This window comes from Variovorax sp. WS11 (assembly GCF_010499245.1).
Taxonomy (GTDB): domain Bacteria; phylum Pseudomonadota; class Gammaproteobacteria; order Burkholderiales; family Burkholderiaceae_C; genus Variovorax.
Genome location: NZ_JAAGOW010000001.1, coordinates 2,638,511 through 2,650,503, shown reverse-complemented (window position 1 = coordinate 2,650,503; position 11,993 = coordinate 2,638,511). Strand labels below are relative to the sequence as shown.

The 11,993-nt window shown below is 68.3% G+C and carries 16 protein-coding genes; 8 read left to right on the top strand and 8 right to left on the bottom strand.

All coding sequences use genetic code 11. The features are described from left to right. Positions 1 to 20 precede the first annotated feature (20 nt). A complete protein-coding gene (locus GXN78_RS13050) occupies positions 21 to 446 on the top strand; it encodes a hotdog fold thioesterase (protein ID WP_106559714.1) in 426 nt (141 codons plus the stop codon). A 45-nt stretch (positions 447 to 491) separates the two neighbouring features. Next, positions 492 to 1,850 carry a solute carrier family 23 protein gene (locus GXN78_RS13045; protein WP_106559713.1) on the top strand — a complete coding sequence of 453 codons (1,359 nt, stop codon included), beginning with the start codon at positions 492 to 494 and terminating at the stop codon, positions 1,848 to 1,850. Here the strand turns inward: GXN78_RS13045 and GXN78_RS13040 are convergent. After that, on the bottom strand, positions 1,817 to 2,152 hold the full coding sequence (locus GXN78_RS13040) for a hypothetical protein (protein WP_106559712.1): 336 nt from the start codon (positions 2,150 to 2,152) through the stop codon (positions 1,817 to 1,819). The two genes, GXN78_RS13045 and GXN78_RS13040, sit on opposite strands and share 34 nt — an antisense overlap. Positions 2,153 to 2,372: 220 nt before the next feature. Here GXN78_RS13040 and minC point away from each other — a divergent pair, with 220 nt between their 5' ends. Genes minC through minE form a run of 3 tightly spaced genes read left to right on the top strand, consistent with a single transcriptional unit; the run spans position 2,373 to position 4,277 of the window. Further along, positions 2,373 to 3,128, top strand: coding sequence for a septum site-determining protein MinC (gene minC, locus GXN78_RS13035; protein WP_106559711.1), 756 nt, complete (start codon positions 2,373 to 2,375; stop codon positions 3,126 to 3,128). 51 nt (positions 3,129 to 3,179) lie between these two features. Continuing rightward, the gene (minD, locus tag GXN78_RS13030) at positions 3,180 to 3,995 is read left to right on the top strand and encodes a septum site-determining protein MinD (RefSeq protein ID WP_106559710.1); all 816 of its coding nucleotides are present in this window, start codon (positions 3,180 to 3,182) and stop codon (positions 3,993 to 3,995) included. 3 nt (positions 3,996 to 3,998) lie between these two features. After that, on the top strand, positions 3,999 to 4,277 hold the full coding sequence (minE, locus tag GXN78_RS13025; RefSeq protein ID WP_106559709.1) for a cell division topological specificity factor MinE: 279 nt from the start codon (positions 3,999 to 4,001) through the stop codon (positions 4,275 to 4,277). A gap of 10 nt (positions 4,278 to 4,287) precedes the next feature. Here minE and GXN78_RS13020 read toward each other — a convergent pair whose 3' ends face one another. After that, positions 4,288 to 5,196: an alpha/beta hydrolase gene (locus GXN78_RS13020; RefSeq protein ID WP_106559708.1), complete on the bottom strand. Its 909-nt coding sequence runs from the start codon at positions 5,194 to 5,196 to the stop codon at positions 4,288 to 4,290. Positions 5,197 to 5,400: 204 nt separating this feature from the next. Continuing rightward, positions 5,401 to 6,003, bottom strand: coding sequence for a TetR family transcriptional regulator (locus GXN78_RS13015; RefSeq protein ID WP_106559707.1), 603 nt, complete (start codon positions 6,001 to 6,003; stop codon positions 5,401 to 5,403). Between the two features lie 122 nt (positions 6,004 to 6,125). On the opposite strand from GXN78_RS13015, the gene phaP reads away from it, so the two are divergent. Together phaP and GXN78_RS13005 are read left to right on the top strand one after the other, a co-directional pair. Continuing rightward, complete coding sequence (phaP, locus tag GXN78_RS13010; protein ID WP_106559706.1) at positions 6,126 to 6,617, top strand: TIGR01841 family phasin; 492 nt, start codon at positions 6,126 to 6,128, stop codon at positions 6,615 to 6,617. A 112-nt stretch (positions 6,618 to 6,729) separates the two neighbouring features. Next, positions 6,730 to 6,981 (top strand): hypothetical protein, encoded by a 252-nt coding sequence (locus GXN78_RS13005; RefSeq protein WP_181360654.1) that lies wholly within the window; start codon positions 6,730 to 6,732, stop codon positions 6,979 to 6,981. Positions 6,982 to 6,990: 9 nt separating this feature from the next. On the opposite strand, the gene GXN78_RS13000 is transcribed toward GXN78_RS13005, so the two are convergent. From GXN78_RS13000 to GXN78_RS12990, 3 genes are all read right to left on the bottom strand, one after another. After that, entirely contained in the window at positions 6,991 to 7,395 is a 405-nt protein-coding gene (locus GXN78_RS13000) for an RcnB family protein (protein ID WP_106559705.1), read from the bottom strand. 125 nt (positions 7,396 to 7,520) lie between these two features. Next, a complete protein-coding gene (locus tag GXN78_RS12995) occupies positions 7,521 to 7,874 on the bottom strand; it encodes a hypothetical protein (protein ID WP_106559704.1) in 354 nt (117 codons plus the stop codon). A gap of 26 nt (positions 7,875 to 7,900) precedes the next feature. Further along, complete coding sequence (locus GXN78_RS12990) at positions 7,901 to 8,476, bottom strand: cob(I)yrinic acid a,c-diamide adenosyltransferase (protein ID WP_106559703.1); 576 nt, start codon at positions 8,474 to 8,476, stop codon at positions 7,901 to 7,903. Between the two features lie 58 nt (positions 8,477 to 8,534). Here GXN78_RS12990 and GXN78_RS12985 point away from each other — a divergent pair, with 58 nt between their 5' ends. Then, positions 8,535 to 9,959, top strand: a complete 1,425-nt coding sequence (locus GXN78_RS12985; protein WP_106559702.1) for an FAD-linked oxidase C-terminal domain-containing protein — start codon at positions 8,535 to 8,537, stop codon at positions 9,957 to 9,959. An 80-nt stretch (positions 9,960 to 10,039) separates the two neighbouring features. Here GXN78_RS12985 and GXN78_RS12980 read toward each other — a convergent pair whose 3' ends face one another. Both GXN78_RS12980 and GXN78_RS12975 read right to left on the bottom strand, forming a co-directional pair. Further along, positions 10,040 to 10,927, bottom strand: coding sequence for a CsgG/HfaB family protein (locus tag GXN78_RS12980; RefSeq protein WP_106559701.1), 888 nt, complete (start codon positions 10,925 to 10,927; stop codon positions 10,040 to 10,042). Between the two features lie 118 nt (positions 10,928 to 11,045). Beyond that, positions 11,046 to 11,990, bottom strand: a complete 945-nt coding sequence (locus GXN78_RS12975) for a ParB/RepB/Spo0J family partition protein (RefSeq protein WP_106559726.1) — start codon at positions 11,988 to 11,990, stop codon at positions 11,046 to 11,048. Positions 11,991 to 11,993 lie beyond the last annotated feature (3 nt).

Here is an 11,993-nt window from a genome sequence, read left to right as displayed (position 1 = left end):
ATCGACCCTGGAGAAACCGAATGTCCATCTGGAAAAAAGAGATCTCGATCGAGGAGCTCACCCGCAGCCACGTCAACACGGCGGTCGCCACGCTGGGCGTGGAGTTTCTCGAGATCGGCCCCGACTTCATCCGCGGCCGCGTCCCGGTGGACGAGCGCACGCGCCAGCCCTACGGCATCCTGCACGGCGGCGTGTCGGTGGTGCTGGCCGAGACGCTGGGCTCCTGCGGCGCACACTACTCGGCGCCGGAAGGGCACCGCGCGGTGGGCCTGGACATCAACGCCAACCATCTCAAGGCCACGACCTCGGGCTGGGTCACGGGCGTTGCGCGCCCGGTGCACCGCGGCCGCAGCACACAGGTCTGGCAGATCGACCTCAGCAACGACGCCGGCGAGTTGACCTGCGTCTCGCGCATCACGATGGCAGTGCTGATCCCGCAAGGCTGAGCCCTTGAGGCAGCCCAAGAACAACAACCGAGGAGAACCCCAACCATGAGCGATTCCTACCTTCCCCGCTGGCGCGAGGTCGCAGCCGGCCATGCCGCCGTGGTGGCGCCCGACGAGCGCCTGCCCTGGCCGCAGACCGCCGCGATGGGCGTGCAGCACGTGATCGCCATGTTCGGCGCCACGGTGCTGGCGCCCATCCTCATGGGCTTCAACCCGAACATCGCGATCCTGATGAGCGGTGTCGGCACGCTGATCTTCTTCCTGGTGACCGGCGGCCGGGTGCCGAGCTACCTGGGCTCGAGCTTCGCCTTCATCGGCGTGGTGATCGCGGCCACGGGCTACGCCGGCCAGGGGCCGAACGCCAACCTCGGCGTGGCGCTGGGCGGCATCATCGCCTGCGGCGCGGTGTACGTGCTGTTCGGCGTGCTGGTCGCGCTCACCAACGAGCGGCACCACAAGTCGGCGCCGATGCGCGGCGTGGAGGTGGAGGAGATCGAGCAGGACGTCGCCGTGCACTGGATCGAGCGGCTGATGCCGCCGGTGGTGACGGGCGCGGTGGTGGCGGTGATCGGGCTCAACCTCGCGAGCGTGCCGATCAAGAACATGGCGCCCACCGGCTTCGACACCTGGATGCAGGCGCTGACCTTCCTGTGCGTGGGCTTGATCGCGGTCTACGCGCGCGGCATGGTGCAGCGCCTCTTGATCCTGATGGGGTTGATCGCCGCGAGCCTCATCTACGCCGTGCTGACCAACGGCCTGGGCCTGGGCAAGCCGATCGACCTCGGCCCGCTGGCCGCGGCGGCCTGGTTCGGCCTGCCGAAGTTCGCGGCGCCGGTGTTCGAGGTCAACGCCATGCTGCTGATCGCGCCCGTGGCGGTGATCCTGGTGGCCGAAAACCTGGGCCACATCAAGGCGGTGAGCGCGATGACCGGGCGCGACCTCAACCCCTACCTGGGGCGCGCCTTTATCGGCGACGGCATTGCGACGATGGTGAGCGGTGCGGCCGGCGGGACGGGCGTCACCACGTACGCCGAAAACATCGGCGTGATGGCGGCCACCAAGATCTACTCCACCGCGATCTTCGTGGTGGCGGCGCTGATCGCGCTGCTGCTGGGCTTCAGCCCCAAGTTCGGCGCGCTGATCCAGGCGATCCCGCTGCCGGTGATGGGCGGCGTGAGCATCGTGGTGTTCGGCCTGATCGCGGTGGCGGGGGCCAAGATCTGGGTCGACAACCGGGTCGACTTCTCGCAGAACCGCAACCTGATCGTGGCGGCGATCACGCTGATCCTGGGCACCGGCGACTTCACGCTGAAGTTCGGCCAGTTCGCGCTCGGCGGCATTGGCACCGCCACCTTCGGCGCGATCCTGCTCTACGCCCTGCTCAACCGTTCGCGTGCCGCCTGAGGCGGGTTCCAGCGGGGCACGGCGCGCATGCGGTAGATGCGCAGGATGCGCGCCATCAGCTCCTGGAGCAGCCCCGGCGGGTCATCGATCATGCGCGCGACCGGGTAGCTGCCCAGCGCGAAGCCGGCGAAGCGGATCTGAACGCGGTCGAAGTAGAGGTACAGGCCCCGCCCCGCGTCGAGCAGGCAGCGTTCGGCCGTGTCGAAGAAGTCGCCGCACTGGAGCTCGGCCTCCGGTGCCGCGCCGAGGCTGTAGGTGTAGAGGTCCGAACGCACCGTTCGAATATCGAGGATGGGTTGCATAAGGGCGAGCAGGCCGCGCAATTTCGAAGCGGCCGAGTCTGTGAAGAAAAGGCGGCAGCGCTTGTAGGAGTCAAGCCATCATTTCTGCCGGTGTTGCGTCCGCGAATCAATGTGAAACCCCATGCAAGAAGTGTTGTGCAGCGTCATCTTTCCATGAAGCATCGACAGGTTGCCCGCCACTGCCCGTTAGACTCCAACGCTTTTCGCACCTACGTTTTCCATGGCCGACGCATCCGCCGCGCGCACCCGAGCGGTTTTCGAATTCAAGAGCGCGACGCTGCCGCTGATTGCCGTGATCCTCAAGACCACGGACCTGGGCGTGCTGGCCGAGGCGCTGGATCTTCAGCTCGCCGATTCCCCCGATTTCTTCGACCAGGAGCCGGTGGTCATCGACCTCTCGCAGCTCCCGCAGGGCGATGCGGGGCCGGGCATCGATTTCGCCGCGCTGCGCGCCCTGCTAGCGCGCCACCAGACGCAGCCGATCGCGGTGCGCGGCGGCAGCGATCCGCAGAACCTCGCGGCGCGGGCCGCCGGCCTGTCGGTGACGGCGATGCCGGTGCCGCCGGCGCCCAGCCCGCGGCCGCCCTCGCCGGCGGCCGAACCCCCGCAACCCCAGATCGTGCGCGAGGTGCCGGTGCCGGCCAACGGCACGCTGGTGATCGACAAGCCGCTGCGCTCGGGCCAGCAGGTCTATGCGCGCGGCGGCGACGTGGTGGTGACCGCGGTGGTGAGCTTCGGCGCCGAGGTGATCGCGGACGGCAACGTGCACGTCTACGCGCCGCTTCGCGGCAAGGCGATCGCCGGCGCGCGCGGCAATACCGAGGCGCGCATCTACACCACCTGCATGGAAGCGCAGCTGGTCGCGATCGCGGGCATCTACCGCACCGCGGAAGTCGCGCTGCCCGCGGATATCGCGGGCAAGCCGGCACAGATCTCGCTGGATGGAAAAAAGATCGTGATGAGCGCGATCGAGTGACGCGCATCGGCTCGCACACCTGAACAAACGAAACAGAAGAGAAGGACTGGAATGGCCAAGATTGTGGTGGTGACCTCGGGCAAGGGCGGCGTCGGCAAGACGACGACGAGCGCGAGCTTTGCATCGGGGCTCGCGCTGGCGGGCAAGAAGACGGCCGTGATCGACTTCGACGTCGGCCTGCGCAACCTGGACTTGATCATGGGCTGCGAACGGCGCGTGGTCTACGACCTGATCAACGTGATCCAGGGCGAGGCCAACCTGAGCCAGGCGCTGATCAAGGACAAGCAGAGCGACAACCTGTTCGTGCTGGCCGCCTCGCAGACGCGCGACAAGGATGCGCTGAAGCAGGAGGGCGTCGAGAAGATCCTGAAGGAGCTGGCCGAGCAGGGCTTCGACTACATCGTCTGCGACTCGCCCGCGGGCATCGAGACCGGCGCGCTGATGGCGATGCACTTCGCCGACGAGGCGCTGATCGTGACCAACCCCGAGGTCTCCTCGGTGCGCGACTCGGACCGCATCCTCGGCATGCTGGGCTCCAAGACCAAGCGCGCCAAGGAAGGCGGCGAGCCGATCAAGGAGCACCTGCTGATCACGCGCTACAACCCGAACCGGGTGGCAGGCGGCCAGATGCTGTCGCTGGAGGACATCCAGGACATCCTGCGCATCAAGCTGATCGGCGTGATCCCGGAATCGGAGAGCGTGCTGCAAGCCTCCAACCAGGGCATCCCGGTGATTCACGACCAGGAGAGCATCGTGGCGCAGGCCTACGCCGACGTGATCGCGCGCTTCCTCGGCGAGGACAAGCCGATGCGCTTCGTCGACGCCGAGAAGCCCAGCTTCTTCAAGCGCTTCTTCGGGGGGAGGTAAGGGATGTCTTTCCTCTCGTTCCTGTTGGGCGAAAAGAAGAAGACGGCAGCCGTCGCCAAGGAGCGGCTGCAGATCATCCTCGCGCACGAGCGCAGCAGCCTGAGCGGCAAGCGCCGGCCCGACTACCTGCCGGAGCTGCAGCGCGAGCTGATCGCGGTGATCTCCAAGTACGTGTCGATCAATGCCGACGACATCAAGGTCCACCTGGAGAAGCAGGACAACCTCGAGGTGCTCGAGGTGAAGATCGAGCTCCCGGACGGGACCGCGCTCGCAACGCGCTGAGCGGCCCCGGTCAAGCCTTCGAGATGAAGGCGGCCACCTGCTGCAGCACCGAGGGCTCCCTCAGGATGCGGCGGTGGCCCAGGTCCTGCGTCGCGACCAGCTCTGCACCGGCGATCGCGTCGCGGTAGGCCACGCCGTCGGCGAAGCGATTCACGCGATCGCCCTGGTCATGCACCACCAGCGTGGGCTGGGCGATGCGCGGACCGACGGCGGCGGGCTCCAGCAGCGGCATCAGGATGCCCTCGCGCGCCTCGATGCGGTGCTGCATGGCAGCCCGCGTGCGCTCGCTGAGGCCGAACACATGGGCGAAGTAGCGGGTGAACGCATGCGGCGATGCGGGCGGCGCCAGCAGCACCAGGCGTTCCGCGCGCAGGCCGCGGCTGGCGGCGTAGGCCAGGGCGTTGGCGCCCAGCGAGTGCGCCGCGATCGCCTTGAGCGCCGTGCCCTCCAGTGCCAGCCGGGCCGCCACGTAGTCGATGGCCCGCGCGAACTGCGGCAGGTTGCTCACCGTCCCGGCGCTTCTGCCATGGGCCGGCATCTCCAGCAGCAGCGGGGCGAAGCCGGCGCCCGCCAGGGCCTGCGCCAGCGGCAGCATCTGGCCCGCGTGGCCGCCCCAGCCGTGCACCAGCAGCACGCGCGGCGCCTCGGGCGAGGCCGCGTCCGGCGTGTAGAGGCCCAGGTCGGCGTTCTCGAAGGCCCAGGCTTCGCGCTGCCATCCGGCCTCGGGGCCATGGCGGCGGTTCAGCCACTTGAGCGGCAGCGGCGTGCCGAACAGGCGGTAGGCCGCGCGCACGCCGAGCGCCGGCCAGGCCCGCTGCGATGCGCCGAGAGCCAGGCGCAGGGCACGCATCCAGGGGCTGGCACCGTAGTAGTTGGAGGCCGCGGCAGAGGGGGCGGCGGTGGACGTGGCAGTCGTCATGGCGGGTTCCTTGTTGTTCAGTACCAGACCCAGTCTTCGTTGCTTTGGGGAAGGCTACGGAGCGTGTCGGCGGCCGAACGCAGGCCGAGGCCGACGAGGCAGGCGCCGAGGAACAAGAGAGCGATCAACATGGTTTTCTCCTTTATCGCACGATTGTGCGAAATGTGAATGAGCGAAGGGCAAGGGCGGCGGCAGGCATTGGTTTCAGGCGCGGTAACTGGCCAGCAGCCGCTGCCAGGTGAGTTGAGCGCGGTCGGCGGCGCGCGTGTCTCGCAGGAAGCGTGCGTCGTGCAGCAAGGACATGATCAGGCCGTTGATCTCGCTCACGAGTTGCGCAGGATCGGTGTCGGCCCGCAGCTCACCGGTCTCGATGGCCTGCAGCACGGTACGGCGCAGGGCGGCGCGCCAGCGCGTGACCTCCTCCACCAGCAGGTCGCGCAACTCGCCCTCGCGGTCGTCGAACTCGAAGGCGCCGGCGGTATAGATGCAGCCGGTCTCAGTCTCCACGTCGCGGGTGCGCACGATCCAGCGCGCGACGATCTCGTCCAGCCGCGCCAGGCCCTTGGGCTTCTGCATCGCGGGCACGAAGACGTCGGCCAGGAAGCGGCGGCCGAACTCCTCGATCACGGCCTTCTGCAGCGCCTCGCGCGAGCCGACGCGGGAGAACACCCCGCTCTTCGACAAGCCCAGGCGCGTGGCGACGGTCTGCAGCGTGATGGCGTCCAGGCCCTCCGCGGCGGCGAGGTCCATCGCCGCGCCGACGATGGCCGTGCGGGTCAGCTCGCTCTTCTGGGTCTTGGCGTCCATGCGGCCAAATTTAGCACATGCGTGCGAAATTGCAAGACAAGAAGAATTGGGGCGTTTGCGACTTCCATCCAGCCGGGGTGTGGGCGTATCGTGGCGGCTCCAACCACAACCCGGAGTGAAGCATGGCAACAAGCAGCAAGACGAGCAGCACAGCCGGCGCCAAAAAGGCGCGGCCGACGGTCGCGGACGATGTGCAGGAGGCCTTCGTCAAGCCGCTCAAGGGCATGGCCGAACGCCTGCAGAATCTCCCGCTGGCCGGCGCGGCCAGCACCATCGTCGAGAGCGGGCGCAAGGACCTGCAGGCGCTGATGGAGGCCAACGAGCGCTCCTACCAGGGGCTGCAGGCCGTAGTGGCGCGCCAGACCGAGATGCTCAAGGCCTCGATCGTCGACTGGCAGGGCACGGTGAAGGGCATGTCGCCCGCCGAGCCGCGCGAGAACCTCGCCAAGCTCGACGCCATGGGCAAGGCCGCCTTCAAGCAGGCGCTGGACGACATCCGGGAGCTGTCGGAGCTGGCGGCCAAGTCGCAGGCCGAGGCCTTCGACATCGTGAGCCAGCGCATCCGCTCCAACGTGGACGAGGTCAGCAAGCTGCTGAAGACGCCGCGCAAGTAGGGGCGCCGTCGATGCCGGGCGGCGCCCGCTGCCGGCCATTTCGCGAAAAAGGTCCGTGACGGCGCTTGCAGGAAGCGTACATTGGTCTCTTTCGTCTGCGATCGGAGCGATTTTGGCCAAGGCATCGACTTCTCTTCCCACGCGCAACCCCGCCTCCGCGGCGGCCGACGAGGCGCGGGAGCGGCTGAGGCAGGCCCTGCCCGCCACGGTCACCCTGTTGAAGCAGCGCCAGGCCGACCAGATCGCCGATGCCGACATCGAAGCCTACGTGGCGCTGAACTGGCTCGAATGGCATGGCGGCGGGCTGCGCCTGACCATCACTGGAAGCAACGTGTGCGCCCAGACGGCCGCAACCACCGCCTGATCCCCTCGGTTAGTTCGACGCGATGATCTGGGCGATCAGCCCGGTCGCGATCGCCGCCAGCACGAAGTCGCCGTTCGCGCTCACCCAGTGGTAGCCGCTGGGCGGCGCCTGCAGCCTGTGGGTGCGCCAGTCGCCCACCTCCTGATAGTGGCCGCGGTAGACCGGCGGCAGATAGCCGCCGCGACGCCAGGCGCGGTGCTCGTCCCAGCGGCGATGGTCGTCCCGTGCTTCCCAATGTCCGCGCCGGTCGTGGTCGCGGTCGTACCGCTGCGAGTAGCGAGGGCCGTCCTGGTCGTGACGGCTGTAGCGGTCGCGATGTCCGTGCCCGTCGTCCTGCGCCAGCGCGCTTCCGGCCATGCCGAGGGCCAGCATGGCGGCGACGACGCTTGTACGAATCCTGCTGCGCTTGTTCATTGCGACTCCTTCAGTGCGTTGGAACATGGGTGCAGTATGGAAAGCCCATGTATCGCCGCGGCGCGCCGCCGATGTGGCGGGCATGAAGGGTGTAAGCGCGGGTAAAGACTCGCCGCGGGAGCGTCTCAGGGCGCGCTGCCCTGCGGGCCCACGGAAGGCGGCGCACTGCGGCCGTGCCCCCCGGGCAGCTTGCGGCCCAACGATTCGCCGAAGTTGCGGATCGGCCTGCTCGCACGCTCGGAGGTATTGCTGACGCCCCGGCGCGTCGCCGAGTCGGCGTGGTCGATGCTGCGGCCAGCGGCATCGCTGCCCCGCTGGATGCCGCCGAGCACCTTGTTGTTCTGCGGCGGCGACTTGAGCGTGTGGGCGCGCTGCGCCGTGGGCGGATCGTTCGCGTTCTGCGCGGATGCCGCCACCGGCAGCGTCAGGCAAGCCGCGAGTGCGGCGGCGCAGGCGCATGAGAGGGGCTTGATGGTCATGAGTCGGTCTCCTCGAATCGGGTGTTTCATTGGTCGTCAGCGGCGGCGGCGCGTGCCATCCGTTCGCTCTTCCAGTACACGTCGTCGCCGCCATCCACGCGGTTCAGCACGCGCGCCAGGACGAACAGCAGGTCGCTCAGGCGGTTGAGGTACTGGCGCGGCGCGTCGTTGAGCTCGGCCTCGGCACCGAGCGCGACGAGCGCACGCTCGGCACGCCGGGCGACGGTGCGGCACACATGGGCCTGCGCAGCCGCGCGGGTGCCGGCCGGCAGGATGAACTCGGCGAGCCGCGGCAGCGCGGCATTGTGCTCGGCCAGCGCGTTGTCCAGCTGCAGCAGCGCCTCGCCCTTCAACAGCGTGTAGCCAGGCATCGAGAGCTCGCCGCCCAGGTTGAAGAGCTGGTGCTGCACGTCGACCAGCAGCTCGCGCACCGGTGCCGGCATCGGCTCGCACAGCAGCAGGCCGATATGCGAGTTGAGCTCGTCCACCTCGCCCATCGCGTGCACGCGCAGGTGGTCCTTGGGCACGCGCGTGTTGTCGCCGAGGCCGGTGGTGCCGTCGTCGCCGGTGCGCGTGGCGATCTGTGTGAGTCGGTTGCCCATGTGGGTGTCTTCGTGGAAGGTGGTTCGTAGAATGGTAGCCCCCTCAGGAGACCCGCCGATGAACGCGCCCACCGCCCTCTCCCAGCTCACCCCTGCCATCGCGCTGCGCGAGGTGCCCGACGCCTTGATCGAGGCCTTGAAGGCCCGCTTCGGCGACAACTGTTCCACGGCGCTCGCGGTGCGCACGCAGCACGGGCGCGACGAGTCTTCGTTCGACGCGCCGCCCCCCGCGGCCGTGGTCTTCGCCGAGACCACGCAGGACGTGGCCGATGCGGTGAAGCTCGCGAGCGAGCACAGCGTGCCGGTGATCCCCTTCGGCGTCGGCTCCTCGCTCGAAGGCCATCTGCTGGCGGTACAGGGCGGCATCAGCATCGACGTGAGCCGCATGAACCGCGTGCTCTCGGTCAATGCCGAAGACCTCACGGTCACGGTGGAGCCCGGCGTCACGCGCAAGCAGCTCAACGAGGAGATCAAGAGCACGGGCCTGTTCTTCCCCATCGACCCCGGTGCCGATGCCTCGATCGGCGGCATGACGGCCACGCGCGCGAGCGGCACGAACGCGGTGCGCTACGGCACCATGCGCGAGAACGTGCTGGCGCTCGAGGTGGTCACCGCGAGCGGCGAGGTGATCCGCACCGGCACGCGCGCGAAGAAGTCATCGGCCGGCTACGATCTCACCCGCCTCATCGTGGGCAGCGAAGGCACGCTGGGCGTGGTGACCGAGATCACTCTGCGTCTCTATCCGCTGCCCGAGGCGGTGTCGGCCGCGATCTGCTCCTTCCCGAGCATCGAGGCCGCGGTGCGCACCACCATCGAGATCATCCAGCTGGGCGTGCCGATCGCGCGCGTGGAACTGATCGACGTCAACACGGTGCGCATGGTGAACGCCTATTCCAAGCTGGCGCTGCGCGAGGAGCCGATGCTGCTGATGGAGTTCCACGGCTCGCCGGCCGGCGTCAAGGAACAGGCCGAGACGGTGCAGGAGCTGGCCAGCGGCCATGGCGGCAAGGCCTTCGAATGGGCCAGCACGCCGGAGGAGCGAACGCGGCTGTGGACCGCGCGGCACAACAGCTACTTCGCGGCGGTGCAATCGCGCCCGGGCTGCCGCGTGATCTCCACCGACACTTGCGTGCCGATCTCGCGGCTCGCGGACTGCCTGCTCGAATCGGTGGCGGAGGCCGATGACAGCGGCATCCCCTACTTCCTCGTCGGCCACGTGGGCGACGGCAACTTCCACTTCGGCTATCTGCTCGACCCGAACGCACCCGAGGAGCGCGTGACCGCCGAGAAGCTCAACCACGCGCTGGTGTCGCGCGCATTGGCGCTCGAAGGCACCTGCACCGGCGAACACGGCGTGGGCCTGCACAAGATGGCGTTCCTGGTCGACGAGGCCGGCGTCGGCGCCATCGACATGATGCGGACCATCAAGCGTGCGCTGGATCCGAAGAACATCATGAATCCGGGGAAGATCTTCAGTCTCTGAGGCGCCAAGAAAAAGCCCGGCGCTCGCAAGGAGGCCGGGCTTTCTTGTGCGCCGACCGAACTTCGGCGCTCCCTCTCGAATTACTTGCGGCGCGCCGGCGCCCGCTCTGCCGGCGCCGAGGTCTGCGAAGGTGCCGCGCCGCCATCGACGCCCAGCCGGCCACCGCCGCCCAGGCCCTGGCCCTGCACCGTCTGCGCCTTGTAGTTGCGCAGCGAGACGACCATCTGGTTGAAGGCGTCCATGAAGGCGGCGCTGATCACCTTGCCCTGCGCCGTGTTGGTGTAGCCGCCCAGGCCGCCCGCGCCGCCGCTGCCGAAGACCGAGCCGAACGCACCGAAGTCGGTCTTGGAGGCGCTGCCTTCGGAAGCCGCGACCTGCACGCCCGAACGGTTGTCGATCAGCGTCAGCAGCGCGCTGGCTTCCTTGGTCTGGAGATTGCCGCCCACCGCCGCCAGCACGCCGCTGTAGCGCCCGCCGACCAAGCCGCCGAGCCCGCCGCCCATGCCGCCGGCATTGCTGTTGCTGAAGACGATCTCGGGCGACAGGCCGTAGTCCGAAGCGACCATCTGGCCGCGGCCGAAGTTGCTGCCCTGGCGCATCTCGCCCGAGGCCATCAGGTCGCGCTCACGCCCCATGGCGTTCATGCCCGCGGCGCCACGCTCCACCACAACGAAGCAGTTGGACTGCTGCACCAGCAGGCGCAGCAGGTTGGCGGTGGGCGGCAGCCGGTATTCGTTGCGAAGGATGGTGTACCAGCCGGCCGACTGGTTCTCGATCAGCGAGACCGTGCCGAGCGGCGAGGCGCAGCGCTCCAGAGAGCCGCTGGCGTTGGCCGAGGCGGTGCCGGCGGCGCTGCCGGTGGCCACCGTCTTCGCGCTCTGGCTGCCCATCTGCATGTCGGTGGTCTGGCAGCCGGTCAGGAAAAGTGCGCCCACGGCGACGGCAAGCGAAAGACGGGCGGAGTTCATGGTCGGATTCCCTCTGAATACTTTCAGGCTATTAGGTTAGAAAAAGTAACCGGCAGAGCATAGGCGCAAAGAAGCCTCCGGACAACCATCCGGAAGCTAGGACTTCCCCACTTTGCAACTAGACCGTTTGGCGGATGCGGTCGATGAGGCCGTTGAGGGCTTCGAGTGAGCCGAAATGGATGGCGAGCTCGCCGCTCTGCTCCACCTTGCCCCCGCGCTTGCTGCGCTTCTTGATGCGCACCTCGACCTCGGCGGCCAGCAGGTCGGCCAGTTCTTCCTCGACGCGCTGCAGGTCGCGCGACTTCTCCACTCCGCCGCGCCGCACCGGCGGCCGCAGGCTGAACTCGGCGCCCAGCTTCTTCACCAGTGCCTCGGCCTCGCGCACCGAAAGCTTCTTGGCCGCGATCTGGTTGGCCGCCGTGATCTGGGTGGCCTTGTCCAGCGACAGCAGCGCGCGCGCGTGACCCATGTCGATGTCGCCCGCCATCAGCATGGCCTGGGCAGGCTCGGCGAGGTTCAGCAGGCGCAGCAGGTTGCTGGCGGCGCTGCGCGAGCGGCCGACGGCCTGGGCCGCCGACTCGTGAGTGAGCCCAAATTCGGAGACCAGGCGCTGCAAGCCCTGGGCCTCTTCCAGCGGGTTGAGGTCTTCGCGCTGGATGTTCTCGATGAGGGACATGGCAGCCGCGGCTTCGTTCGGCACGTCGCGAACGAGCACGGGCACGCTGTCGAGGCCCGCCAGCTTGGCGGCGCGGAAGCGGCGCTCGCCCGCGATGATCTCGAACTCGGCGTTGTTGTTTGCGCGCGATGCGTCGCCGTCGATGCGGCGAACGAGGATGGGCTGCATGATGCCCTGCGCCTTGATGCTCTCCGCCAGCTCGTAGAGCGCGCCCTCGTCCATCCGGGTGCGCGGCTGGTAGACGCCGGGGACCATCTGGTCGAGGTTCAGGGTGGTCGGATTGGGCGGCGCGGCGTCGTCGTTCGCCGAGCTGTCCTGGCCGGTGAAAGTGGGCCCCAGAAGGGCTTCGAGTCCACGGCCGAGGCCCTTGGGTTTTTTGGTGGCCATCGA

Bases quoted from the DNA above. Each gene is read 5' to 3' on its own strand.
- minE (WP_106559709.1), top strand. From the start codon at position 3,999: ATGTCTTTCCTCTCGTTCCTGTTGGGCGAAAAGAAGAAGACGGCAGCC.
- GXN78_RS12975 (WP_106559726.1), bottom strand. From the start codon at position 11,990: ATGGCCACCAAAAAACCCAAGGGCCTCGGCCGTGGACTCGAAGCCCTT.
- GXN78_RS13045 (WP_106559713.1), top strand. From the start codon at position 492: ATGAGCGATTCCTACCTTCCCCGCTGGCGCGAGGTCGCAGCCGGCCAT.
- GXN78_RS13040 (WP_106559712.1), bottom strand. From the start codon at position 2,152: ATGCAACCCATCCTCGATATTCGAACGGTGCGTTCGGACCTCTACACC.
- GXN78_RS13000 (WP_106559705.1), bottom strand. From the start codon at position 7,395: ATGAACAAGCGCAGCAGGATTCGTACAAGCGTCGTCGCCGCCATGCTG.
- phaP (WP_106559706.1), top strand. From the start codon at position 6,126: ATGGCAACAAGCAGCAAGACGAGCAGCACAGCCGGCGCCAAAAAGGCG.
- GXN78_RS13020 (WP_106559708.1), bottom strand. From the start codon at position 5,196: ATGACGACTGCCACGTCCACCGCCGCCCCCTCTGCCGCGGCCTCCAAC.
- minD (WP_106559710.1), top strand. From the start codon at position 3,180: ATGGCCAAGATTGTGGTGGTGACCTCGGGCAAGGGCGGCGTCGGCAAG.
- GXN78_RS12985 (WP_106559702.1), top strand. From the start codon at position 8,535: ATGAACGCGCCCACCGCCCTCTCCCAGCTCACCCCTGCCATCGCGCTG.
- GXN78_RS12980 (WP_106559701.1), bottom strand. From the start codon at position 10,927: ATGAACTCCGCCCGTCTTTCGCTTGCCGTCGCCGTGGGCGCACTTTTC.
- GXN78_RS13050 (WP_106559714.1), top strand. From the start codon at position 21: ATGTCCATCTGGAAAAAAGAGATCTCGATCGAGGAGCTCACCCGCAGC.
- GXN78_RS12995 (WP_106559704.1), bottom strand. From the start codon at position 7,874: ATGACCATCAAGCCCCTCTCATGCGCCTGCGCCGCCGCACTCGCGGCT.
- minC (WP_106559711.1), top strand. From the start codon at position 2,373: ATGGCCGACGCATCCGCCGCGCGCACCCGAGCGGTTTTCGAATTCAAG.
- GXN78_RS13015 (WP_106559707.1), bottom strand. From the start codon at position 6,003: ATGGACGCCAAGACCCAGAAGAGCGAGCTGACCCGCACGGCCATCGTC.
- GXN78_RS12990 (WP_106559703.1), bottom strand. From the start codon at position 8,476: ATGGGCAACCGACTCACACAGATCGCCACGCGCACCGGCGACGACGGC.